Annotated in this window: 19 protein-coding genes and 1 riboswitch; of the genes, 11 read left to right on the forward strand and 8 right to left on the reverse strand. The window is 38.6% G+C overall.

The genetic code is table 11. From position 1 onward, the window contains the following. Positions 1-397 precede the first annotated feature (397 nt). On the forward strand, positions 398-2,536 hold the full coding sequence (locus AC2VNP_RS09050; protein ID WP_486917017.1) for a sensor domain-containing protein: 2,139 nt from the start codon (positions 398-400) through the stop codon (positions 2,534-2,536). A 79-nt stretch (positions 2,537-2,615) separates the two neighbouring features. Here the strand turns inward: AC2VNP_RS09050 and AC2VNP_RS09055 are convergent, their stop codons facing one another. From AC2VNP_RS09055 to AC2VNP_RS09070, 4 genes are all read right to left on the reverse strand, one after another. Then, positions 2,616-4,727 carry a S8 family serine peptidase gene (locus AC2VNP_RS09055; RefSeq protein ID WP_486917018.1) on the reverse strand — a complete coding sequence of 704 codons (2,112 nt, stop codon included), beginning with the start codon at positions 4,725-4,727 and terminating at the stop codon, positions 2,616-2,618. Between the two features lie 483 nt (positions 4,728-5,210). Continuing rightward, a complete protein-coding gene (locus AC2VNP_RS09060) occupies positions 5,211-5,741 on the reverse strand; it encodes an NADPH-dependent FMN reductase (RefSeq protein ID WP_486917019.1) in 531 nt (176 codons plus the stop codon). A 141-nt stretch (positions 5,742-5,882) separates the two neighbouring features. Further along, positions 5,883-6,515, reverse strand: a complete 633-nt coding sequence (locus AC2VNP_RS09065; RefSeq protein ID WP_486917020.1) for a response regulator — start codon at positions 6,513-6,515, stop codon at positions 5,883-5,885. A 13-nt stretch (positions 6,516-6,528) separates the two neighbouring features. Beyond that, a complete protein-coding gene (locus tag AC2VNP_RS09070; protein ID WP_486917021.1) occupies positions 6,529-7,989 on the reverse strand; it encodes a GAF domain-containing sensor histidine kinase in 1,461 nt (486 codons plus the stop codon). A gap of 581 nt (positions 7,990-8,570) precedes the next feature. On the opposite strand from AC2VNP_RS09070, the gene AC2VNP_RS09075 reads away from it, so the two are divergent. Beyond that, positions 8,571-10,223 (forward strand): glutamine--tRNA ligase/YqeY domain fusion protein, encoded by a 1,653-nt coding sequence (locus tag AC2VNP_RS09075; protein WP_486917022.1) that lies wholly within the window; start codon positions 8,571-8,573, stop codon positions 10,221-10,223. Positions 10,224-10,347: 124 nt separating this feature from the next. Here AC2VNP_RS09075 and AC2VNP_RS09080 read toward each other — a convergent pair whose 3' ends face one another. Further along, on the reverse strand, positions 10,348-10,539 hold the full coding sequence (locus AC2VNP_RS09080; protein WP_486917023.1) for a YwbE family protein: 192 nt from the start codon (positions 10,537-10,539) through the stop codon (positions 10,348-10,350). Beyond that, complete coding sequence (locus tag AC2VNP_RS09085) at positions 10,539-10,712, reverse strand: hypothetical protein (RefSeq protein ID WP_486917024.1); 174 nt, start codon at positions 10,710-10,712, stop codon at positions 10,539-10,541. The genes AC2VNP_RS09080 and AC2VNP_RS09085 overlap by 1 nt, the downstream gene beginning before the upstream one ends. A gap of 170 nt (positions 10,713-10,882) precedes the next feature. Between AC2VNP_RS09085 and AC2VNP_RS09090 the strand changes: the two genes are divergently transcribed. The 6 genes from AC2VNP_RS09090 to glnA all read left to right on the forward strand — a co-directional run bounded on the left by AC2VNP_RS09090 (position 10,883) and on the right by glnA (position 17,877). After that, complete coding sequence (locus tag AC2VNP_RS09090; RefSeq protein WP_486917025.1) at positions 10,883-11,458, forward strand: LOG family protein; 576 nt, start codon at positions 10,883-10,885, stop codon at positions 11,456-11,458. A gap of 339 nt (positions 11,459-11,797) precedes the next feature. Then, positions 11,798-12,889: a Delta(10) desaturase DesB gene (desB, locus tag AC2VNP_RS09095; RefSeq protein WP_486917026.1), complete on the forward strand. Its 1,092-nt coding sequence runs from the start codon at positions 11,798-11,800 to the stop codon at positions 12,887-12,889. Positions 12,890-13,201: 312 nt separating this feature from the next. Beyond that, positions 13,202-13,247: riboswitch (PreQ1 riboswitch) on the forward strand. Positions 13,248-13,529: 282 nt separating this feature from the next. Then, entirely contained in the window at positions 13,530-14,027 is a 498-nt protein-coding gene (gene queF, locus AC2VNP_RS09100) for a preQ(1) synthase (RefSeq protein ID WP_486917027.1), read from the forward strand. Positions 14,028-14,188: 161 nt separating this feature from the next. Further along, positions 14,189-14,386 (forward strand): cold-shock protein CspD, encoded by a 198-nt coding sequence (gene cspD, locus AC2VNP_RS09105; protein ID WP_236035100.1) that lies wholly within the window; start codon positions 14,189-14,191, stop codon positions 14,384-14,386. A gap of 214 nt (positions 14,387-14,600) precedes the next feature. Continuing rightward, complete coding sequence (cshA, locus tag AC2VNP_RS09110; RefSeq protein WP_486917028.1) at positions 14,601-16,121, forward strand: degradosome RNA helicase CshA; 1,521 nt, start codon at positions 14,601-14,603, stop codon at positions 16,119-16,121. Positions 16,122-16,518: 397 nt separating this feature from the next. Then, positions 16,519-17,877, forward strand: coding sequence for a type I glutamate--ammonia ligase (gene glnA, locus AC2VNP_RS09115; protein ID WP_486917029.1), 1,359 nt, complete (start codon positions 16,519-16,521; stop codon positions 17,875-17,877). 120 nt (positions 17,878-17,997) lie between these two features. On the opposite strand, the gene bshB2 is transcribed toward glnA, so the two are convergent. Beyond that, complete coding sequence (gene bshB2, locus AC2VNP_RS09120; protein ID WP_486917030.1) at positions 17,998-18,663, reverse strand: bacillithiol biosynthesis deacetylase BshB2; 666 nt, start codon at positions 18,661-18,663, stop codon at positions 17,998-18,000. An 11-nt stretch (positions 18,664-18,674) separates the two neighbouring features. Beyond that, on the reverse strand, positions 18,675-19,019 hold the full coding sequence (locus AC2VNP_RS09125; protein ID WP_486917031.1) for a YojF family protein: 345 nt from the start codon (positions 19,017-19,019) through the stop codon (positions 18,675-18,677). A gap of 252 nt (positions 19,020-19,271) precedes the next feature. On the opposite strand from AC2VNP_RS09125, the gene AC2VNP_RS09130 reads away from it, so the two are divergent. The 3 genes from AC2VNP_RS09130 (at position 19,272) to AC2VNP_RS09140 (ending at position 22,870) form a co-directional block, all read left to right on the forward strand. Further along, positions 19,272-21,248: a sensor histidine kinase gene (locus tag AC2VNP_RS09130; protein ID WP_486917032.1), complete on the forward strand. Its 1,977-nt coding sequence runs from the start codon at positions 19,272-19,274 to the stop codon at positions 21,246-21,248. A gap of 24 nt (positions 21,249-21,272) precedes the next feature. Next, a complete protein-coding gene (locus AC2VNP_RS09135; RefSeq protein WP_486917033.1) occupies positions 21,273-22,049 on the forward strand; it encodes an inositol monophosphatase family protein in 777 nt (258 codons plus the stop codon). 101 nt (positions 22,050-22,150) lie between these two features. Next, entirely contained in the window at positions 22,151-22,870 is a 720-nt protein-coding gene (locus tag AC2VNP_RS09140; protein WP_486917079.1) for a uracil-DNA glycosylase, read from the forward strand. The last annotated feature ends 257 nt before the right edge of the window (positions 22,871-23,127 follow it).

Genomic DNA, 23,127 nt, shown 5'->3' on the forward strand with positions numbered 1-23,127 from the left:
CGAGTTTTAAAGAATTATTTAAAAACTGTTTCTATATTGTTAATGTTGGAAAATAATTCAATAGAATGGTTTTTGAAAGTAGAAATAGATCGGTTTTAGTACTTTTGGAATGTATTGAAGTAGATAATAAGATAATTTGGTATTATATGAGAGGACATATAATGTGAAACTACAACTTTTGTCTTAAAAAAGACAAGAACGTCAATCGATAATATTGAGTTTCTGTTAAATTTTTATAGTAAAATGGTAAATATATGGTCGTTTAACAGACCTTTTGCTTTTTGAAAATATAAGATAGATTTATATAGAATTTTTTACTGATTAGAGTTTCTTACTAATAGATAAGTAGCAGATTTAATAGTTTCTATAAAACTATAAACCTCAGGGAGTGACAGGAATGAAATCGGGAAATCAGTCACCGATAGAAGTTGAGTTGAGCAAGCGGATAGAAGAGCTGGAAAAAAGAGAGGCTCAACTTTTACTTCAATTACGTACGGAAGAAAAATTGAATACAAAAATCCTTGATGCTCTACCGATTAATATTTTTTTAGAAGATTATGAAGGAAGAACGGTTTTTGCGAATAAGCAAGCGTGTGATTGCAATGGGTTAACAAGTGAAGAGTTGGTTGGAAAAAAAGTGTTTGATTTTTTTACGAAGCCTATTGCTGAAAAAGTTCGTCAAGATGATTTACACGTGTGGGAGACAAAGCAGCTGTTTACGAAAGAAGTAATGACTGATTTCCAAGGTCTAGAAGGCTATGTATATACAGGAAAAACGATTATTTCAATAGAAGATGAATTAAAGAAAGAGTATCTTCTTGGGTTTGCACTAGACATTACGGACCGGGTGAAGGCTGAAAAGCGGCTAAAAGAAAGCGAAGAGCTTTTTCGGAAGTTAGTGGACCAAGCTGCAGACAGCTTTTTTCTAAGTGATAGTGAGGGTAAAATAATCGACGTAAATACCGCAGCGTGTAACCAGTTAGGCTATTCTAGAGAAGATTTGTTGAATTTATCAATTAAAGATATTGTCTCCTTATCTGCTGATGAATTAGCGAATGTTTATGAAAAAGTAGCTCAATTTAAAACCTTTAATTATGAACATGGGATGTTACGGAAAGACGGATCTATTTTTCCAGCTGATACGAATGTAGGTTTAATACATGTTGGAGAGCGTACATTATATTTAGGATTAAGCAGGGATATTAGCGATCGTAAAAAGGCAGAAAAACAGGTGGAACATATGGCTTACCATGATTCCCTTACAGGACTTCCTAATCGCTGGTATATCCATACCCATATTAAGAGATATTTAACGAAAGAACGAACTCCCAATGAAAAACTAGCTTTTTTACTGCTAGATTTAGATCACTTTAAGGTGATTAATGATAGTTTAGGGCATCAAGCCGGTGACCTTTTGTTGCAGCAAGTCGCAAAACGATTACATTACTCCATCAGTGAAAATGATACACTGGCTAGACTGGGAGGGGATGAGTTTATTATTATTCTTCCTCATCTTAAGGATCATAGAGAAGCCGTTACAGTTTGTGAAAAAATCATGAAAGCGATGGACGAGCCGTTTTTTATTGAAGGGCAAAATTTTAAAGTTTCAACGAGTATAGGAATTAGTATCGTCCCTGATCATGGTGAAGACATCCATACTTTAATTCAAAATGCTGACATTGCGATGTATCGTTCAAAAGAACAGGGGAGAAATAGTTTCCGCTTTTTTAATACGGTCATGAAGGACAGTGCACAAAAGCGAATGGAAATGGAAATCTCTTTGAGGCAAGCATTAGAAAAAAATGAGTTTATTCTCCAGTACCAGCCGAAGCTGAACATAAAAACGGGGGTTATCTATGGAATGGAAGCACTGATCCGTTGGCGGCAAGATGATAGTAGGCTCATATATCCTGGTCAATTTATTGAATTAGCAGAAGAGACGGGCCTAATTATTCCAATGGGAGAGTGGGTTCTTCGTGAGGCATGTAAACAATGCAAGATGTGGCATGACGCAGGTTACCCACTAACGGTCAGTGTTAATTTATCAGCGCAACAATTTCAAAAGCATGACCTTACTGAACTGATCGCAAAAATAATAAAAGAAACAGGTCTCAGTCCTAATGCTTTAGAATTAGAATTAACCGAAAGTACGGTGATGAAGGAACCGAAACAGGCAGCGTATAAGCTGAAGCAGTTGAAAGAATTAGGGGTTTTCATTTCTATTGATGATTTCGGCACAGGATTTTCGTCATTAAGTTATTTAAATCAGTTTCCTATTGATACGTTAAAGATCGACCGTTCCTTTATCTATGATGCACATGAGAATGAAGCCAATCAAGCCATTGCATCCGTCATTATTTCGCTTGCTCACAGTTTAGGACTAGGTGTTGTGGCCGAAGGTGTTGAAAACGAAGAGCAGTTAAAGTTTCTAAAGTTCAAACAATGTGATGCGGTTCAAGGGTATTTTGTGGGGAAGCCGATAGGGAAAGAGCTAGTTCTAGATTATATGAAGAAGAACACGGCATGTGGAATTTAAGGCTAAGTGCAAATTTTAGATACCTTAAAAAGGATCAGAGATTATAAGTCTCTGATCCTTTTCATGTCTTTCTATTTCATTATGGACGTGGATCGCCAACAAATAGAATGGTTGGAACTTCATATGTTTCTGTTCCGTTACTTACTGTAATTGTTCCTTCGTAGTATCCTGGTGCTAGATTAGCATCGACATGTACATTGAAGTTTACATCTTGTGAACGGTTAGGTTGTACGACAAGATTTCGGCTTGTTGTTACTTTAACGCCTTTTTCTTTAAAGTTCACGTCAAATGAATAACGGTTACGTTGTTCTGATAGGTTATTAATTGTAAATTGTTGAGATCTTACTTCCGTTTCTTCACCATTTAAGAATACCCCGAAAGAGTGGCTACCAGGCGTAACCAAAGTTTTTGCATTAATTGCATCAACGACACGAATACTTCCAGCTCCTTGAGAGTTGTGAGGGTATAAATTACCGTTAATGTCATAAAGGTTTTCAGCTGTATTCATAAGAGAAGCTTTGACAAAGTCTACGCTCCAGTTCGGATTCGCTTGTAAAATAAGTGCTGCAGCACCCGCTACGTGTGGAGCAGCCATACTAGTTCCTTGTAGAGACGCGTAACCATGAGGTTGTGCTGAGTTGTGAGTCGGTACTGTACTCACGATCGCTACACCAGGAGCTGAAACGTCAGGCTTGATCATCCATGTATCCATAACTGGACCACGAGAAGAGAAGTTTGCCATTGTTTCACCGACTTCACGGTCAAATGCGATATCGAATGAAACGGTATTGTTTCCAGCTTCTAATTCTTCAACAAGTTTTAGTCCATCAACATTAGTTACTTTAATAGTTGGTAATGCTAATCCAGGAACATCTGGCATTTCACCAGCAAGGTGGTTGTACATAATAATACCAACTGCACCAGCAGCTTCAGCATTTGTCGCTTTATCAACGAATGCAAACTCACCACGGCTGATTAATGCAATTTTACCTTCAACGTCTTTACCTGCAAAGTCCGCTGCATAACCTAAACCTACGTTAACAAATTCAAATTCACCATTAAGGGCAAGTAATTCTTCTTCACTTGGGAAGCCCATTACTTTTGCTGATGGGTATTCAACACCGTCAGAAGTTTCAATTACTGATGAAAATAGATTGTATGGTAATTGTGTAGCACCAACAGAGATTGCTTCACGAGATGTACCAGGTGAACCTACTGTCCAGTTATTTGGACCGCTGTTACCGTTCGAAGTAACGGCTACAACACCTTCAGCCATTGCCCAATCAAGTGCAAGACTAGTTGCGAAATCTGGGTTATTTAATGAATTACCTAAAGATAAGTTCATTATGTCGGCACCATCTTGTACCGCTCTTTCAATACCTGCAATTACGTTTTCAGTTGTTCCACGTCCACCCGGACCAAGAACACGATAAGAAAGTAATGTTGCCTCTGGAGCTACACCTTTAATTGCTCCATTTGCAGCTACTGTACCAGCTACGTGAGTACCATGGTTAGTTGCACCACCGCGAGGGTCGCCAACTGGAGTTTCTTGAGGAGAGTCATTGTTATCAACAAAGTCCCATCCTTTGTAATCTCCAAAGTTATCTTTTAAATCAGGGTGTTTATAGTCAACACCAGTGTCAAGGACAGCTACTGTAATTCCTTTACCAGTGAAACCTTCTGCCCATGCTTTGTCAGATCCAATAAATGGAGCACTGTCTAGCATCTCAGGTGAGATTTCAAATGCATCAATTTCTACGCCTTCACCAACCGTATCAACAGTATACTCAACGTTTGGATAGACTGCTTTTACGCCAGGAACTTTTAAAAGTTCTGGAATATCACTTTCTTTTACTTCTACAGAGAAACCTGAGAATACGTAATCATATTCACGGTTAAATTTCGCGTTTTGTGCTACTTTTTGTACGTCCGCTTTTACGTTGTCACGTACCTTTTTTAAGTTTTGTTTAGACTGCTTTTGACCTTTATGCTTTGCTTCAATGATTGAAGGCTCATTCAGCTGAACAATAACTGGAACTACGTCAGACGATGAGAAGTCAAACTCACCATATGCTTTAGCTGAATTTTGAGTTGTGTTTGCTCCAGCAAAGCCAGCAAACGATGAGAATGCTAATAAGAATACGAGTGAAAAGATAATTCCTTTAAAGGAATTCTTGCTGCGTTGAAACAATAAAATCCTCTCCTTAAATAATAGTAGTTTGTGAAAATCCAGCTCTGTGCAGGAGAATGAATTTTCTAAAAAGTCACGGTAGTTAGTATATTAATATAAAGTAGGGTGAAATTCTTGGTATAAAAGATTTATTTAATAGAGTGAAAATTTTATATATTAGCATAAAAAACTGCAAAAACCGGTCGAAGCAGGATTAATTTCCTATTCCTAAAGTTTCGCTTAACGAAATAATAAGGGGTAATTAAGTAGTAGTTGGTACATAAAAAGATAGAGAAGTAGAAAGATAGGAATATGATCATGTATTTATAGAAAATAATGGAGTGGATTTGGTCGCTTTGAGTCCGTAATATGGAATAATAATTAATATATGGGAATAATTATAACTAGTTTTAGGGGAAAAGGTAGTAGGGCGAAGTCAAGGTAATTAAAAAAGTCTAGCCTCGCACCAACTAATGGTTGAGAAGCTAGACTCTTTTGCACTTATTACATGAAAGACAGTCTCTTAGCTGTTTCCAAATATACGTTAAACTCATCAACTACATTTTCTACTAATTCTTTACCATCGCTAGATAACATTCTTTGCTCATTGTCAAAATGAACAGGGTCTAAGACGAGTTGGCGAGGAATGGCATTACCGTATAATCCCCGGACGACCGTTCTCATGTTATTTAAGGCATTAATGCCGCCTTTACCTCCACCTGCAACAGCGATTAAAGCAACAGGTTTATTTTTGAAGTGGTCACTGCCGAGGAAATCTAGCATATTTTTTAATACGCCGCTCATTCCTGAATGATACTCTGGTGTACATAAAATAAAGCCTTCGGCCTTTAGTGCCATTTCCTTTAACTGAGTTACTTCTCGAATGTCTTGTTGGTCTTTTTCCCCATTATATAGAGGAAGCGAGAAGCTGCTTAAATCTATATAGTTTGTATTATGCGTATCAGCTAAGTATGAAGCTAATATCCGTGTTCTGCCGTGTTTTCTTGGTGTTCCGTTTATAACTAATACATTCATTATTTTTCTCTCCTTTGCTCGTTGTCTATAGTATTATTGTATAAAAAAATAATAGCTAGACCATCCGTGAAAGGATTGAAATTTTCCTAGAGAAATAGACGGAATCATACTGAAATCCTTCTACAACTTTTGATGGAGATCTTATTTCAGTCCATGCTTAATTGCATAAAGCGCAGCTTGTGTTCGATCGGACAGTTCAAGTTTACTTAAAAGATTGGAAACGTGTGTTTTTACCGTTTTTTCTGTGATAAAAAGTGCCGCCGCAATTTCTTTGTTGCTTTTTCCGTTTGTAATTTCAAGCAGCACTTCTTTTTCGCGTTTTGTTAGTGTATCAATTAATTGCTCTTCTCTTTCTCCAGACATATGCGTTAACACGTGATGTGTGACTTCGGGATGTAATTGACTTTGTCCGTTATAAACAGCCTTTATCGTTTTAACCAATTCATCTGGTTCAATGTCTTTTAGTTGGTAGCCGTTAGCTCCTGCTCGTATGGCAGGAATTACATGGTCCTGATCGGAAAAACTCGTTAATATAAGAATTTTTATCGTACGGTTCGTTTCTCTAATTTTTTTCGTTGCTTCAATCCCATCCATTGTCGGCATTACCAAATCCATTAAGACTACATCTGGATGTAATTCATTGACTTTATCAATGGCACCCTGGCCGTCGATCGCTTCGCCAACTATTTGAATGTCTGATTGCATATCTAGAAAAAAGCGTAATCCTCTGCGTACGACATGGTGGTCATCGGCAATGAGAATACGAATGGTCATTTTTTATCTCTCCTTATTTAGGAAAAGAAATAGATAATAACGTACCTTTTCCTACAGTTGAATTGATTTGAAAGGTTCCTCCAAGCAGTTCGACTCGTTCCCTCATACTAGAGAGCCCGATGGAAGCACCATTTTTGACGGTATCAGGGTCAAACCCAATTCCTTCATCTTCTATGGTCATTTTGACTAGATTTCTTTCGGCTTCAATGTTTATTTTCGCTTTAGGGGTATGCGCATGTTTTTTAATATTATTTAATGCTTCTTGTCCAACACGCCACAAGCACTCTTTAATTGAATTAGGTACATTGAGTACTCCGGATAAATCGACGTCGATGTTTAATTTTAACGTGTCAGCATACGACTTTAACGCGCTTATGACCCCGTTTTCTAAGCCAGATGGCCGTAGCTGCCAAATGAGACTTCGCATTTCCTGTAAGGCTTCTTGTGAGAGTTCTTGGATGTAGGATAGGGAGTTGTGCAGCTTATCTAAGTCTTTCAAGTCTTTCATACCGCGAGCTGTAAGAGATAGTGAGAATAGCAGCTGATTGACTGAATCGTGCAAGTCTCTTGCGAGTCGGTTACGTTCTTGGATGAGGGCAATTTCTCTTGATTTTGAGTCAATCCGTGAATTTTCAAATAAGATACCAAGATGGTGACTTAGCTGTTGGATGATTTCGTCATCAATAGAATCAAGTTGTTCATGTGAAATGGTTAAGTTTCCGTTCGTTTCACCAATCTGGAACTGTTTTTCTATTGTATGAAGAGGGACTTTAGTAATTGGCTGTATGGCTGCTTTTAGTTGGTTGCATTGTAGTTCAATTCCGGACCAGGAAAATGAACGGTTTATTTCATTTACAGCACAATATATTAGATGTTCTTCGGTAGCTCGCTGGGCGTTAATGTTTACGCTGAATTGACCTAACGTTTGGTAGAGTTCGGCACGTTTTTGTTCATTATGGTATAGTTTCATTCGTTTAATAGCAGTACCGATTTGAAAGGCAACAGCCTCTAGCAAATCAAGCTCATTCTTCGCAAAACGTGACTTATGAGGTGCTGCAACATTGAGCAGGCCGAAGCGTTCGTCTCCCGCTTGAAGGGGAACTGTTGCATGGTGGGTGATCTCGTTTGTTTCACCCCATTGATATTTAATGGCATCGTCTAGTCGTTTACAGCCGATAATATTAAATGCTCTATTTAAGGTATTGTCATTGTATTCTTTAACACACCAACAGTTTCCTTCGCACATCGGTTTTTTTGCTTGCCAGCTTAAGGCTGGGGGGAGGTCGATGTCAGCCACTAATTGATAGTCTCCTTCTGGATCAATTAAGTAGATCCAACCCGTTTGGAGTTCGGTCACTTGTAACAGTTCCTTTAATACCGTTTGCAGCATTTCTTCCAAGTTATTTCCTTGATTCAATGTTTCAGCAATCACTTTAATTGTCTTTAACTTTGTCATCTCTTGATGGCGATCCACTGTTATCCCCCCTTAGAAAAACGGTACCTGGCACCTTTAACGCACTATTGCAGTACTCTGCTGGTGGTGCCAGGTACCTTTAATGCGCTATTGTGTTGCTGCGCTGGAGGTGCCTGGCACCCCTAGCAGCAGTGTGTATTTAGATTTATTCTCTTTTTTGTGGTGACTTTCCTGTTTAGTTTATTGAACCAAGAGTGTTTGTTGAGGGGGTTTGTGGAGAATTTCCAACCATCTTTTGAGATTTGGTCAACTTTCCTTTTCTTTTCATTGATTAGTCCATCGTATCCAAAATGTTGCATCTTTCATCACTCCTGTATTTTTGTTACTTTCATTTTAAGATGGATTGTACTTGGAAACGTCTGGCAGAGGGTTGAAGTTCGATTACATATTTGGATGGGTGATTTATGTGGGAAAAATCAGACTTTAGAAGGAGGGTTAGACCTACGTTTACAATGACGCGATGGTGAGTATGATAGTAGTGGATGAATTTTACTTTAATAGCGTGTCATTCATAGCTATCTTTGTGTTTTTATGATATAACTACTAATAAAATGAACAGTGAAATAGAGAGGTTGAGGTGGATGGAGAGTACGAATAATTCGTCAAACTTTATTAAACACATTGTGACTGAAGATTTAAAATCAGGAAGAAACGATGAGGTAGTCACTCGGTTTCCTCCAGAGCCAAATGGCTACTTACATATTGGTCATGCTAAATCAATCGTCTTAAACTTTGAACTAGCTGATGAGTTTAAAGGAAAAACGAACCTGCGATTTGATGACACAAACCCACTAAAAGAAGATCAAGAATTTGTTGACTCGATTAAAGAAGATGTAACATGGTTAGGTTACGACTGGGATGGACTCTTCTATGCTTCTAATTATTTCGACGAGATGTATGAGCGTGCAGTACTGCTGATTAAAAAAGGTTTAGCTTATGTGGATGATTTAACCGCTGAACAAATTAGAGAGTACCGTGGAACGTTGACTGAGCCTGGTAAAGAGAGTCCAAATCGCAATCGTTCGGTTGATGAAAACCTAGATCTATTTGAGCGCATGAAGAACGGTGAATTCGGTAACGGTGAAAAAGTATTACGAGCAAAAATTGATATGGAGTCTCCTAACTTAAATATGAGAGATCCGGTTCTTTATCGTATTTCGCACACGACACATCATAATACAGGAGATACGTGGTGCATCTATCCGATGTATGACTTTGCTCATCCACTAGGTGATGCGATTGAAGGGGTAACCCATTCGATTTGTACGCTCGAGTTTGAAGATCATCGCCCGTTATACAACTGGGTCGTTGAACATTGTGAAATGGAAGCTTCTCCAAAGCAAATTGAGTTTGCTCGTTTGAACTTAACAAACACGATTATGAGTAAGCGAAATTTGAAACAATTAGTGGATGAAAATGTAGTAGACGGCTGGGATGACCCGCGCATGCCAACGATTTCAGGCTTAAGAAGAAGAGGGTTTACACCTGAATCGATCCGTAATTTCTGCCGAGAAATCGGGGTAGCGAGAAGCTATAGTACAGTAGATGTCCAAATGCTAGAGCACTTTGTTCGTGAAGATTTAAAATTAAAGGCTCCACGTACGATGGGGATTATCAAACCGTTAAAAGTGGTTATTACGAATTACCCTGAAGGGCAAGTCGAAATGCTTGATGCGGAAATTAACCCTGAAAATCCGGAAATGGGGACGCGTCAAATTCCATTTTCTCGTGAAATTTACATCGAACAAGAAGATTTCATGGAAGATCCACCGAAAAAGTACTTCCGCTTATTCCCAGGGAATGAAGTTCGTTTAAAACACGCGTATTTTATTAAATGTGAAGAAGTGATTAAAGACGACAATGGAAATGTCGTTGAACTTCGTTGTACGTATGACCCAGAAACAAAGAGTGGTACGGGCTTTACGGGGAGAAAGGTTAAAGGAACTCTTCATTGGGTAGAGGCAACAAATGCTGTACCTGCCGAGTTCCGCTTATATAACCCTTTGATCTTAGATGAAGATAAAGAAGAAGGCAAAACATTTTTAGATCATGTGAATCCAAATTCATTAGAAATCTTTAAAGGGTTTGTAGAGCCGAACATGACCGAAGCAAAAGCGAACGATAAGTTCCAGTTCTTCAGACATGGTTACTTCAATGTGGACCCTAAACATACAACAACCGATCAATTAGTCTTTAACTTAATTGTATCGTTAAAAAGTTCGTTTAAATTATAAAAAAAGAGTGCCAGGTCCTTTAGTGTACTAAAGGTACCTGGCACCCTTTTTTGTATGTGTCACCTTTTTTTATGCAACACCTTTTATTGTGTCATTTTCAAACGATCATATATCATACTGGTTATTAAAGAATTTCTTTTACACGACCAACGGAACCGTCCTGAAGGCGAACTTTGATGCCATGGGGGTGAAAGCTTGATTTCGTTAAGATGTCCTTTACAATACCGTTCGTCAATTTTCCTGTTCGCTGGTCTTGTTTTAGAACGATATTCACTTGAGTCCCTGGTGAAATATCACTTCGGTTTTGTCCGTTCATTACGTTCCCATCCGTTTGCGCTGGTTATTGATCTTTTTCGTTTGTTGGCTTTTCATTTTTTTAGGTTGATTGGACGAATGTGAGTTAACACCACCTTGTCCTTGGTTTTTCTTTTTATTGGCTAGCTGCTGTTTAATTGCTTCTTGTAAGTTAATTTTTTTCTTTTCAGTCATCTTGTTATAGCTCCTTTAATTTTCATTCATACTATTACAGGTTATCATAAAAATAGATTTATTCTATTATGTTTTCTTTTTAGTAAAAAAAATAAACCAATCAATAAGATAGGTTGATGAACATGTTAAAATTACAGTAAGTTTAAGATTATTGATGTAGGAGAGACACGATGAAAAGAATATGTGTGTTTGCAGGTTCAAATGTAGGTGCAAGTCCTGAATTTGAACAGAGTGCTGTTCAGTTAGGGCGTATTTTAGCGGAACAAAATATTGAGTTAGTCTATGGCGGATCGAAAATAGGTTTAATGGGAAGTATCGCTGACAGTGTCTTAAAGTCAGGCGGAAAAGTGACAGGTGTTATGCCGAAAAATTTATTTAAAAGAGAAATCATTCACCCTTTAGTAACGGAGTTTCACGAAACAGAAACGATGCATGAGCGAAAAGCGTTAATGTCCGAATTAGCCGATGGTTATATTGCATTACCAGGCGGAATTGGAACATTTGAAGAGTTATTTGAAGTCATGTGCTGGGCCCAAATTGGCATCCATAAGAAACCGATCGGCGCCTTAAATGTTTTAAATTACTATGAACCAGTTAGTGAGCTGATAAAAAAAGCGGCAACGGCAGGGTTTATGCCACAAGCTAATGTAGACTTACTCATTATTGAAAAGCAACCGGAAATGCTTGTAGAAAAAATGTTTAACCAAAACAAAGGAATCCGGACAGAAGAAGACGTCGACCTGTAATTAAATAAAAAGACATGCTGACTCCATAAAGTGTGAGCCTTCTCAAAAGTAGCTAATTCATTAGCGTCGAGGGGATTACACAATAGGGAGTCAGCTTTTTTTTGAGAAATGAATAAACTTTATAATTCTTCATGGATAGAAATGCATATATTTCCAATACTAACTAATAATAATAGCTATTAGTATCAGGTAATAAAAAACTATTGATTTTCATCACTAAATACTGTTACGATAAAACTAATGAAAGTTAATTGGAACTTTTAGTGTTTAAAGGAAGATTTTAAAGAAACAATAGGAAATGTATGAAAACAATTTGAGTGAAATCGGAAGGGGAAAGAAATGAAAGAATATCAATCGTTATCTTGGTACGCTGCCCGAATAAAACCTCATCTTCCTAAAGAGGCGTTTAAGCCAGTACCATCTCGTTTATTAGGTGGATTAGCATTTTTGGTTGTGATTGTCGCAGGCTTTTTAGCTGTTGGTTTGCTTGAGTTAAACCTTTGGCTCAATCTGCTTATAGCTCTTGTATTAGGAGCTTGTTATGCTAGCCTTGGCTTTTTAGGACACGAAATTTTACATGGAACCGTGGTAAGAAAACCGTGGCTCCGTGACTTATTGGGGGCAATATCCTTTTGGCCGTTATGTACAGGGCCAAGCTTGTGGCGCAAATGGCATAATATGAATCACCATGTTCACACGCAAGACGAACATAAAGATCCAGATGCATGGATCACAGCTGAGCATTTAGAAAAAAATAAGTTAGTGCGTTTAATGTATCGTATTCCTTTATTTATTCGTGCTACATTTAGTTTATTCTCACTCGCAATGACGTTTACTGTACATTCATCAAGAATGTTTAAAGTATACATTAAAGATTTTGATCCAAGAAACCGTCCTAAAGTTTGGTTACAGTTAATCTTGCCTTGGGCATCATGGATTGGTCTTCTGTTTTGGATTGGATTTACAAATTGGATCTTTGTTTTCTTACTTCCATTATTAATAGCAAATTTCATTGTCATGTCGTATATTTCGACGAACCATCGATTGAATCCACTAGTACCTGTGAATGACCCGCTAGCCAACAGTTTATCAGTGACAGTTCCGAAGTGGGTAGATGCAATTCACTTTAATTTTTCGTATCATACAGAGCATCACTTATTTCCATCGATTAGCCCGAAATACTATCCATTAGTAAAAGAGCAAATCAAACAGCGTTGGCCTGAGCGCTACCATGAAATGCCTTTCTTACAGGCGATGATTGCATTATTTAAAACGCCGCGACTGTATTATCAGCAAAATGAATTGGTCGACCCGCGTGCAGGTAATCGATATGGGTCACTCGGACATGGGTTGGACCCGAATAATATTAGTTATCAGAATCAGGGTGAAGCATTACCGACTAGTGAAAAACCGAAGAATACAGATGTGTAAAATCAGGGAGTGATAGTCCAACTATCACTCTTTTTTCATGGGTGATAAGAAAGTATAAAATTCGGTGATGTCTAGCTCCAGGTGCCATCGGCTCGAGGTCGCTTCGGTCCATCAAATGTGTCTAAAGAGCAAGACACTTATTGCTGGCCCTCCAGCGCTTGTCGCCAATAAGCAGGCACCTTACGCTTTTCTTATTTTCTCGCATTTTTTGAAATGATGTAAGTATTTCTAAATGTACTTTTTTCGTTGACATTGGTTATTGATCTCCCTATAATTAGTTTCGTTATAAAAGAATAATAAAACTGTGAAAACGCAGGAGAGGTTCTAGCACAAACCCTCTATAAAAAACTAAGGGAATCCATACGTATCCTTCCTTAGGGTGCGTTTTTTGTTTTTTAGTGACAAAATTAACGATGTTGCTCGAGAAAAAGGCTTAGCATCTCTTCAAAAAGGATCTGCGAACTAAATATTGTCCAATTTCGGTTATTTATTGTCCGATTTTTAATTTTATTGTCGGAAGTGAAGCATTTATTGTCCAGATTTTGATTTTATTGTCCGAATTCACCATTTTATTTGCCAAAATGTGAATAGAACAACGACATCAAATATAAGCTCGAAAACGAGAAAGGTGGAAAACATAATGGTAGGCCGCAAAGATGAAGACTTACAGGATGTTACATTATTAGGGAACCAAAATACAAAATACAATTATGAGTATGACCCAAGCGTATTAGAGACGTTTGATAATCAACATCCGGGAAGAGATTATTTTGTGAAATTTAACTGTCCGGAGTTTACAACGCTATGCCCAAAAACAGGACAACCGGATTTTGCTACGATTTACATTAGTTATATCCCTGATGTTAAAATGGTGGAGAGTAAATCGCTAAAATTGTATTTATTTAGTTTCCGTAATCACGGTGATTTCCATGAAGATAGTGTCAATACGATTATGAATGATTTAATCGATTTGATGAATCCGAGATATATTGAAGTGTGGGGGAAATTCACGCCACGTGGAGGCATCTCCATTGACCCTTACTGCAACTATGGAAGACCAGGAACTAAATATGAAGAAATGGCAAACTTCCGCCTAATGAACCACGATTTGTACCCTGAAACGATTACAAACCGATAATGTTCATTTGCTTTTTAGGATAAAAAGTAATATAGTTACAATAGTGTTAATTAGTCAGGAATTGATTTTACTGCGGCCTCTTTATTCAGTTAGAGTTGTACCGGGTCATCTTCAGTTTGCTACTGTTAACAAAGTTTGTTTTTTTAAGGAGGCCATATAACATGGTAGGAAAAGTAAAATGGTTTAATGCAGAAAAAGGTTTTGGATTTATCGAGCGTGAAGGTGGAGACGACGTATTCGTACACTTCAGTGCCATTCAAAGTGAAGGCTTCAAGAGTTTAGAAGAAGGCCAAGACGTTGAATTTGAAATCGTTGAAGGAAACCGTGGTCCACAAGCTGCTAACGTAACTCGTCTATAATCGATTGATATCATATACGTTAAGATAATGGCCATATTCCATATGACTGGAATATGGTTTTCTTGTTTCCATTCCTACTACCAAAAATTGGCCCCTATGTAGATTATTTACGAAGTAATTTGATTAACTCCATGAATTCAGTATGATAAATCTCTGAGAAAAAGCAAACGCTATTAATATAAATTAATTTAGATACAAAGGAGATTAAGATCCATTGACAACTTTTTATGACTTTGGAATACACCAACAAATTGTTAAAGCAATTACAGACATGGGATTTGAAGAGGCAACGCCAATTCAAGAACAAACGATTCCTACAGCACTTTCTGGGAAAGACGTTATCGGACAAGCACAAACAGGAACAGGGAAAACAGCCGCTTTTGGAATTCCGTTAATTGAGAAGATGGATGTAGATGCAGGGACAATTCAAGGTCTTGTATTAGCACCTACTCGTGAGTTAGCGGTTCAAGTTGCTGAAGAACTAAATAAAATCGGGAACCTTCGCGGCGTCAAAGCTTTACCGATTTACGGTGGACAAGATATTGTCCGTCAAATTAAAGCATTAAAGCGTAAACCTCAAATCATTGTAGCAACACCTGGTCGTTTTATGGACCATATGCGTCGTAAAACCGTTCGTATGGATAACATTCAAATGGTTGTTCTAGACGAAGCAGATGAAATGCTGAACATGGGGTTCATTGAGGACATTGAAACAATTTTAGCGGAAGTTCCTGATGAGCGTCAAACGCTATTGTTCTCTGCAACAATGCCAAAGCAAATTCGTCGTCTTGCAGAAAAATTTATGAAACCAGACGCTGAAGCAATTGTTGTGAAATCAGTTGAAATCACAACAGCCAACGTGGAACAAGAATATATGGAAGTACCTGAATCAAAAAAATTCGATGTACTATGTCGTATGTTAGATATTCACTCACCAACACTAGCAATCGTATTTGGTCGTACGAAGCGTCGTGTTGATGAAGTGTCTGAAGCGTTAAATAAACGAGGTTACGGAGCAGAAGGGTTGCATGGTGACATCAACCAGAACCAACGTGACCGAGTGATTAAGAAATTTAAAGAAGGTACAGTTGAAGTTCTTGTTGCGACAGATGTTGCTGCTCGTGGTTTGGATATTTCAGGTGTGACGCATGTTTATAACTTTGATATTCCGCAAGACCCTGAAAGCTATGTTCACCGTATTGGACGTACAGGTCGTGCAGGAAATAAAGGGCTAGCGTTAACTTTAGTTACACCAAGAGAACTTCCACATTTAAAAACAATTGAAAAAACGTCGAATCGTAAAATTACGCGCAAGCCAGTACCGACTTTAGCTGAGGCAATGGAAGGTCAACTCCGTATGACGGTTGAAAGCCTAATGAAGATGGTAGAAGAAAATGACTTCCAATCGTACCGCATGTCTGCTGAACAGCTGCTTGACGAGACGGATTCGGTTACGTTACTTTCAGCTGCTTTAAAAATGTTAACGAAGGAGCCAAATGATGTTCCAATTAAGTTAACAGAAGAAGCACCGTTACGCATCAAAGGCTTTAAATCTGGCGGTGGCCGAGGCAAAGGTAAAGGCGGTGGCGGCGGCGGTAGTTATGGCCGTGGAAATAAAGACCGTGATCGTAATCGTGGTGGCGATCGTGACCGTAAAGGTGGATCACGAGGAGGCAATTCTAAAAACAGCAACAAAGTAAGAGTTGCTGCGTCACGTAAAAAGAAAAAAGACTAATGAAATAACATATGGAAAGGGGACGAATAATAAATCGTTCCCTTTTTATTTTTGTGGAATTGTTTACACCTATGTTCTAAGTTTTATTGATCAAACATTAAGATAGGACAAAAACGCTCAAATTTGAACTGCACTCCAATTGTTAGACGCAACAAACAATTGGGGTGCAGTTTTTTTGTTGAGCTAATGCTTAGTAAGGGCGACCTAACAAACGTGATATATAGGAAAAAAGGGAGTGGAAGGATGTCCTAATGTTTTTGTACTCAGGCCATTTTAAATAAATAAAAATCACTGTGTCAGATTACCTGACAAAATCATTGAAGTAATTTTTAGATAATTTAAAATAAGAGTTAACAAGAGATGTTAATAAAGATTACATGAAAGGGAAGTGTTAATTATGAGTACAGTTTCTTCTACAAAAGAGTTAACTTTAGAGGCGATTAAAGAGATTATTAAGGAAAAGCATGTGGAGCTTCTGCATATGCAATTCGTTGACATTGAAGGTACATTAAAACATGTAACGATTACAGCAGAACAAATCGATGCAGCGGCTGAAGGGAAAATTATGTTTGATGGATCGTCGATTACTGGTTTTTCTCCAATTAATAAATCGGACTTATATTTACTGCCTGACTTAAATACATTTTGTGTCCTTCCTTGGTCTGTAGAAGAAGGGTACTCAGAAGCTCGCTTTCTTTGCGGGGTAAAAAATCCGGACGGTACTGACTTTGAAGGAGATCCGCGCCATGTACTAAAAAGAACGGTAGAAAAAGCAAATGAACAAGGTTATGGGATTAGTGTTGGTCCAGAATTAGAGTTCTTCTTATTTGAAACGGATGAAAAAGGCCGTCCTACATTAAATACACAAGACGTTGGTGGATACTTTGAACCGTCTCCGCATGACTATGGTGAGAAAGTTCGTCTAGCAATCTATCGTACGTTAAAAGAGATGGGCTTTACGATTGAAGCGTCCCACCATGAAGTGGCTGAAGGTCAGCATGAAATTAACTTTAAGTATGCCGATGCACTTGGTGCAGCAGACAATGCAACAACGTATAAATGGGTAGTAAAAACAGTGGCGAGACAATTTGGACTTCACGCTTCGTTTATGCCAAAGCCGATTGCAGGGGCGAATGGAAGCGGAATGCATACGAACATTTCATTGTTTGATCTTGAAAAGCAAGAAAATGCGTTTTACGATCCAAGTGACAGCCGAGAGCTTTCTGAGAAAGCGTATCAATTTATCGGTGGGTTAATTGATAACATTGATAACTTCGTAGCGGTGATTAACCCGCTAGTTAACTCTTATAAGAGGTTGGTACCTGGTTATGAAGCACCATGCTATGTTGCCTGGTCAGCATCGAACCGCTCAGCGTTAATCCGTATTCCAGCAACACGCGGTGCAGGAACTCGTGTAGAAATTCGCTGCCCAGATCCATCAGCTAACCCTTACTTAGCCTTTGCGATTATTGCGTCAGCGGGTCTAGATGGTGTAAATCGTAAGCTAGAGGCACCTGCTGAAGTAGTGGATGACATTTTCAGTATGTCACCAGCCGAGTTAAAAGAAAGAGGCATTCGCAACTTGCCAACGAGCTTAGAAGCGGCAGTAGACTCGCTAGAAGAGGGGAAGATTGGACGCGAAACATTAGGGGATCACGTATTTGGAGAGTTTGTAGATTTAAAACGTGCAGAATATGACAGCTTCAGAACAGCAGTTCATGGCTGGGAAATTGACAATTACCAAACAAAATTCTAAGGATAGAATTAGAAACACCGCATAGCAGTGACGCTATGCGGTGTTTCACGTGAAACGTTTTTTTGTCAGTTTTGGCAAAAAGTAGCGAAAATATGTCGATGCTTTTTGTTAACCATTCATTTAGTCATCAAAAGAATAAAGCCAAAACCGTTCATATTTGAGTCGGTCCATCGCTTCATCATTACCTTCTTGAAGCGCAATCTCTGTTTGTCTAACCACTTCTTGAGTTTGTGTTTTATGTGCTTTTAAGGCATCTAGCTTTTCTTGATGAAAACGACTAATTTCGTTTATAACTTGTGGTTCACCTAAATCATCGATGCAGTCTCTTGAAAAGGCTAGTGCATGTACCGGTGGGCGCTTCTCCTTTGGTATTGAAGCGACAGCCTTTATCACGACAGCACCACATGCGTCGTGGTCAGGGTGCACGGCATATCCTGGATAAAATGTAATGACGAGCGTCGGCTTGCAATCTTCTATTAATGTCCTCATTCGCTCGGCTAATTTATTTTCATCTTCAAACTCAATCGTCTTATCTCGCAACCCAAGAAAGATTAAATCATCAATTTTTAAAATCTTTGCAGCGGCTTCAAGCTCCTGCTTACGAAGTTGGGGTAAAGTTTCACGGTTGGCAATTGGTGGGTTCCCCATGTTTCGCCCCATTTCTCCTAATGTCATACATGCGTATGTAACTTTCCACCCGTTTTCTTTATAGTTCAACATCGTTCCTGCGACACCGAATGACTCATCATCAGGGTGCGGCAAGATCACTAGTAAATGATTTTCCATAAGAGCCTCCTTTATTTAAATGGTTGAGGACTTAATTGAAGTGATACGGCTAAACGTCCTTTATCATCTAAGCCGGCTAATAGTAATTGGTCTCCGTTCATTTCGCAATGCGTAAGCCCTTCTGCATAGACCCAGCCTAGGTCTATTTTAAGTCCTACTCGGTGGGGACCGTTACCTGTGATTTTTCCGTGTTCGTAAGACACTTTACCGTTTCGAATAAAAACGCCTGATGTAAAAGGGGTTCCATTCCGGTAAGCGGTATAGGCCCCGTTTGTTGTTTCGAGATGAAGGTATACATCTTGATTGGCCATTTTATCTATCATTTGTTGAACGAACGCTTTATTAATCGCTTCCACTTTGCTATTCCTCCTTTACACAATTCGTTTGTAAAGTTTGTATTATTTGTTCGTAAGTAATGGGGGAAATGTAACTGTCCATTATTTCACTTAACCTTATCATACTAAATAGTAAAAGGGTTCGCACGTAGTAAGCAAGTTTGAAGCTCTTATTTTACTATTTTAGCCAATAAACTATTCATACTGTTATGAAAATTTTATAATAAGTGAAGGTGATATGCGTATTTAAAATGAAAAACTAGAGGTAGTTTGATGAAAAATAAAATTCCCCTTTATATCATTCCTATACTAACCGTCATTGTTGCAGCTTTTTTCTTATTTTTCTATGAAAAAAGTGAAAAAGTTTATTCTGCAGTTGACGGGAAACTAGACTTATCAGCTACTTCCATTAAAGAACTGGGCCCTACATCGTTAACGGGAGAATGGTACTTTTATTGGAACGAGTGGTTAGACCCAAAACATATACCGACTGATTCGGGGATGCTGATTGACATGCCGGCCAAATGGAATGGTCAGGTGTGGCGAGGGGAGCAGGTGCCAGGAGAAGGTTATGCAACCTATCAGTTGAAAGTCGTATTATCTGAAGATGACCTAAATACGATGTTGGGACTTTATTTACCGAATGCTTTTACATCCTATAAAGTGTGGATCGATGGTGAAGAGCTTGGCGGAGCAGGGGTACCTGGTACCACTCGGGAAGCTACGACACCGGCCTATCAACCTCAAGTTATTTACTTTAAGCCAAATTCTCAAGAAATTGATCTCGTTTTTCATGTTGCTAACTTTCATCATTCGAAAGGTGGATTATGGCGCATCATTCGAATAGGGGAAGACAAAGTGATTACAAGCCTGCGAGAAAAACAGCTAGCATTTGAAATGTTCCTCATTGGCAGCCTGCTTGTTATGGGTCTCTATCATTTAGGGTTGTTTATGTTAAGACGAAAAGAGAAATCAACGCTATTTTTTGGCTTATTTTGTCTCGTCATTGGCATACGGGCGATGATGGTAGGTGAAGTTTTTTTCAATCAAGTGTTACCAGACTTCCCATGGGAGTGGTTAAAGAAAGTCGAATATATTTGTTTTTATATCGCAGTGCCGCTTTTTGTTTCATTTGCTAGACAGTTGTATCCCAATGAAGTTCATAAGAATATGACGCGTACGCTATGGGGGATTGCCAGCTTGTTCGTTTTCGTAATCCTTTTTACACCAGCGCGAGTTTTTACCCTTACATTAACTGCCTATCAAATCATCACCATTGTCGCTATCTTGTTAGTGGTGGTGGCAGGTATTAAGGCATTAAAAAATCAACGGGATATGATTAGACTTAACCTTGGAGTAGGGGTTATTTATGTCATAACGGTTATTAATGATTTCTTATTTTACAATCAGTTGATTACAACGAGAGAATTATCACCATTTGGACTGTTTATCTTTTTGTTTGGACAATCCTTTCAGTTATCTACCCAATTTTCACGCGCGTTTTCAAAAGTGGAGGAAATGTCACAAGAGCTGCAAGAATTGAATGAAAACCTTGAAAAGAAAGTAGAGGAACGAACGGTTGGGCTAGAAAAATCTCAAAAAGAGACGGTAGAAGCACTAATTGAAATGTCGGTACTTGAAGAGAGAAACCGAATTGCGCATGAACTTCATGATATTATCGGTCATTCGTTAACTACTGTCATTGTTCAACTTGAGGCAGGAAAGCGTCTGTCCAAGGCAAAGCCAGACCAAGTCTATGAAAAAATGGAACTTTCACAGGAATTGTTGCGTAAAGGGTTAGATCGAATCCGAGAGTCTGTAAAAGTGCTTGGTGAAGTGCAAGAATCGATTGAAATAGAAGAGGCATTAAAAGGGTTAGTCGATGATACAGTGAAAGCAACAGGTGTGTTGATTACAAGTTCAATAGAAGAGTTGCCAAAGTTGAATCACGCACAAAAGAAAGTGATTTATCATGCGCTACAAGAAGGAATAACCAACGGAATCCGCCACGGGAAGAGTACGCACTTTCATTTTACATTGCAAGTGAAGAATAAGCTTCTAGAATTTAAATTAATCGATAACGGTGTCGGCGAGGAAAAGATAGAATATGGGTTTGGTTTGAATGCCATGAAAAATCGAATTCAGATGCTGAATGGCAAATTGACGGTAAAAACAGAAAAAGGCAGCGGCTGCGAGTTGATCATAACTTTGCCTTTACAACAAGAGTTGCCTACAATAGTAAACGAGTAAGTATTTCTTAGGAGTGGATCAATAATGGAACAATGGCTAGCAATCAAAGAAAATATAAAGACGTGGGTAAGGGAAGTAGGAAAAGAACAGTTAATTCGTATGGAACAGCCGTTTCAGATGAAATCAAAGTCATCTGACATTGACTTGGTAACTGAAGTCGATGAATGGAGCGAGCAATTTCTTATGGATAAAATTCATACGGATTACCCGGATCATTCCATTATGTCAGAGGAAAGCGGATGGCATGAGGGGCAAGCAGATTACGAATGGGTGATCGATCCAATTGATGGAACGGTAAACTTTGCTCATCGCTTTCCTTTCTTTTGTATTTCTGTCGGTGTTAAATATAAAGGAGAAACAGTCATTGGAGTCATTTACGTGCCAAAGCTGGATGAAATGTATGAGGCTGTTAAAGGAAGCGGTGCGATGTTAAATGGAAGAAGCATTACTGTTTCTGTTACGGAGCGATTAAATCAAGCTGTGGTAGCGACAGGCTTTCCGTATGACCGTGCAACGGACCCGGATAACAACGTGAATAACTTCAATGCCATTATTACGAAAATCGGTGGTATTCGCAGAACAGGAAGTGCAGCGATTGATTTATGCCAAGTAGCAGCAGGGCGCTTTGACGCTTATTGGGAGATCAAGCTGAAAGAATGGGACATTTGCGCAGGTCTATTAATCGTCGAAGAAGCAAAAGGGCAAACCTTTAGTGTAAAAAAAGAAAAGGGCTATCAAGTGTTAGTAGGAACGCCAGCGATATATGATGAACTTTCAGCGATTCTTGAGTGGGAAAAATAACATTAAGCTAAGTTGTGGTTTAGAAATAAATTCGCAGTATGCGGGATTTAAGTATACTAAACAGTGAATTAGAACAGAAGTTTAACAGCTTAAGGAACTTAATGACTTTAAGCGGGATTAAACCTACAGTCTGGGATAGGAGAGAAACGGTTTTGTGGAATGTAAGCAATGATTGGAACAGGGTACTAGAAAATGAATTTACAAAAGACTATTTTTTGAAGCTGCAGCAATTTTTACAAGACGAATATAGGAATGCAACAGTCTATCCGAGTCAGTGCGACGTTTTTAATGCCTTTCGCTATACCCCTTTTTCAGAAGTGAACGTCGTTATTCTCGGACAAGACCCGTATCATGGCCCCAATCAAGCGCACGGATTAAGCTTTTCAGTAAACACTGGAGAAAAACTGCCGCCATCGCTGAAAAATATTTATAAGGAGCTTCATCATGACCTTGGATGTGAGCCTAGTCAAAATGGTTGTTTAATCAAGTGGGCCAAGCAAGGGGTTCTCCTATTGAATACTGTATTGACCGTAAGAGAAAGTGAACCGAATTCGCATAAAGGAATAGGCTGGGAGTTATTTACGGATCGTGTAATTCAAAGCTTGAATGAACGTGAAAAACCAGTCGTGTTCATCTTGTGGGGACGCCACGCCCAAGCAAAAGAAGTGTTAGTGACAGGAGAACAGCATGTCATCATTAAATCTGCCCACCCAAGTCCGCTTTCAGCAAGCCGCGGCTTTTTTGGAAGTAAGCCATTTTCGAAAGTAAATGAGTATTTAATGAGGATGGACGAAACACCGATCGAGTGGCAAATCATCTAATAAATGAAGTGGTTATAAAAATTAATTTTGAACACGGTTGCTTCTTTTATCTGGGCTCAACCGTGTTTTTATTATTGGATTAGGAGATATGAATTGAAGTTGGTAGTTGTTGAAAATTGACTTCTTTTGTCGAGAAATCTTTAAAACAGGAGAAGTTGAAAATAAATGGGATGAAGTTGAAAAGATATCGACTAAACTTGAAAATAAATCATCGAAAGTTAAAAATAAACCGATCAAAGTTAAAAATAAACACGGCC

The sequence above is a fragment of the Alkalihalobacterium sp. TH-98 genome (assembly GCF_057473385.1).

What these genes read in the sequence shown, in the direction of transcription:
- AC2VNP_RS09050 (WP_486917017.1), top strand. Translation starts at nt 398, where the DNA reads ATGAAATCGGGAAATCAGTCACCGATAGAAGTTGAGTTGAGCAAGCGG.
- AC2VNP_RS09060 (WP_486917019.1), bottom strand. Translation starts at nt 5,741, where the DNA reads ATGAATGTATTAGTTATAAACGGAACACCAAGAAAACACGGCAGAACA.
- AC2VNP_RS09065 (WP_486917020.1), bottom strand. Translation starts at nt 6,515, where the DNA reads ATGACCATTCGTATTCTCATTGCCGATGACCACCATGTCGTACGCAGA.
- AC2VNP_RS09075 (WP_486917022.1), top strand. Translation starts at nt 8,571, where the DNA reads ATGGAGAGTACGAATAATTCGTCAAACTTTATTAAACACATTGTGACT.
- AC2VNP_RS09080 (WP_486917023.1), bottom strand. Translation starts at nt 10,539, where the DNA reads ATGAACGGACAAAACCGAAGTGATATTTCACCAGGGACTCAAGTGAAT.
- AC2VNP_RS09085 (WP_486917024.1), bottom strand. Translation starts at nt 10,712, where the DNA reads ATGACTGAAAAGAAAAAAATTAACTTACAAGAAGCAATTAAACAGCAG.
- AC2VNP_RS09090 (WP_486917025.1), top strand. Translation starts at nt 10,883, where the DNA reads ATGAAAAGAATATGTGTGTTTGCAGGTTCAAATGTAGGTGCAAGTCCT.
- desB (WP_486917026.1), top strand. Translation starts at nt 11,798, where the DNA reads ATGAAAGAATATCAATCGTTATCTTGGTACGCTGCCCGAATAAAACCT.
- queF (WP_486917027.1), top strand. Translation starts at nt 13,530, where the DNA reads ATGGTAGGCCGCAAAGATGAAGACTTACAGGATGTTACATTATTAGGG.
- cspD (WP_236035100.1), top strand. Translation starts at nt 14,189, where the DNA reads ATGGTAGGAAAAGTAAAATGGTTTAATGCAGAAAAAGGTTTTGGATTT.
- glnA (WP_486917029.1), top strand. Translation starts at nt 16,519, where the DNA reads ATGAGTACAGTTTCTTCTACAAAAGAGTTAACTTTAGAGGCGATTAAA.
- bshB2 (WP_486917030.1), bottom strand. Translation starts at nt 18,663, where the DNA reads ATGGAAAATCATTTACTAGTGATCTTGCCGCACCCTGATGATGAGTCA.
- AC2VNP_RS09130 (WP_486917032.1), top strand. Translation starts at nt 19,272, where the DNA reads ATGAAAAATAAAATTCCCCTTTATATCATTCCTATACTAACCGTCATT.
- AC2VNP_RS09135 (WP_486917033.1), top strand. Translation starts at nt 21,273, where the DNA reads ATGGAACAATGGCTAGCAATCAAAGAAAATATAAAGACGTGGGTAAGG.
- AC2VNP_RS09140 (WP_486917079.1), top strand. Translation starts at nt 22,151, where the DNA reads ATGACTTTAAGCGGGATTAAACCTACAGTCTGGGATAGGAGAGAAACG.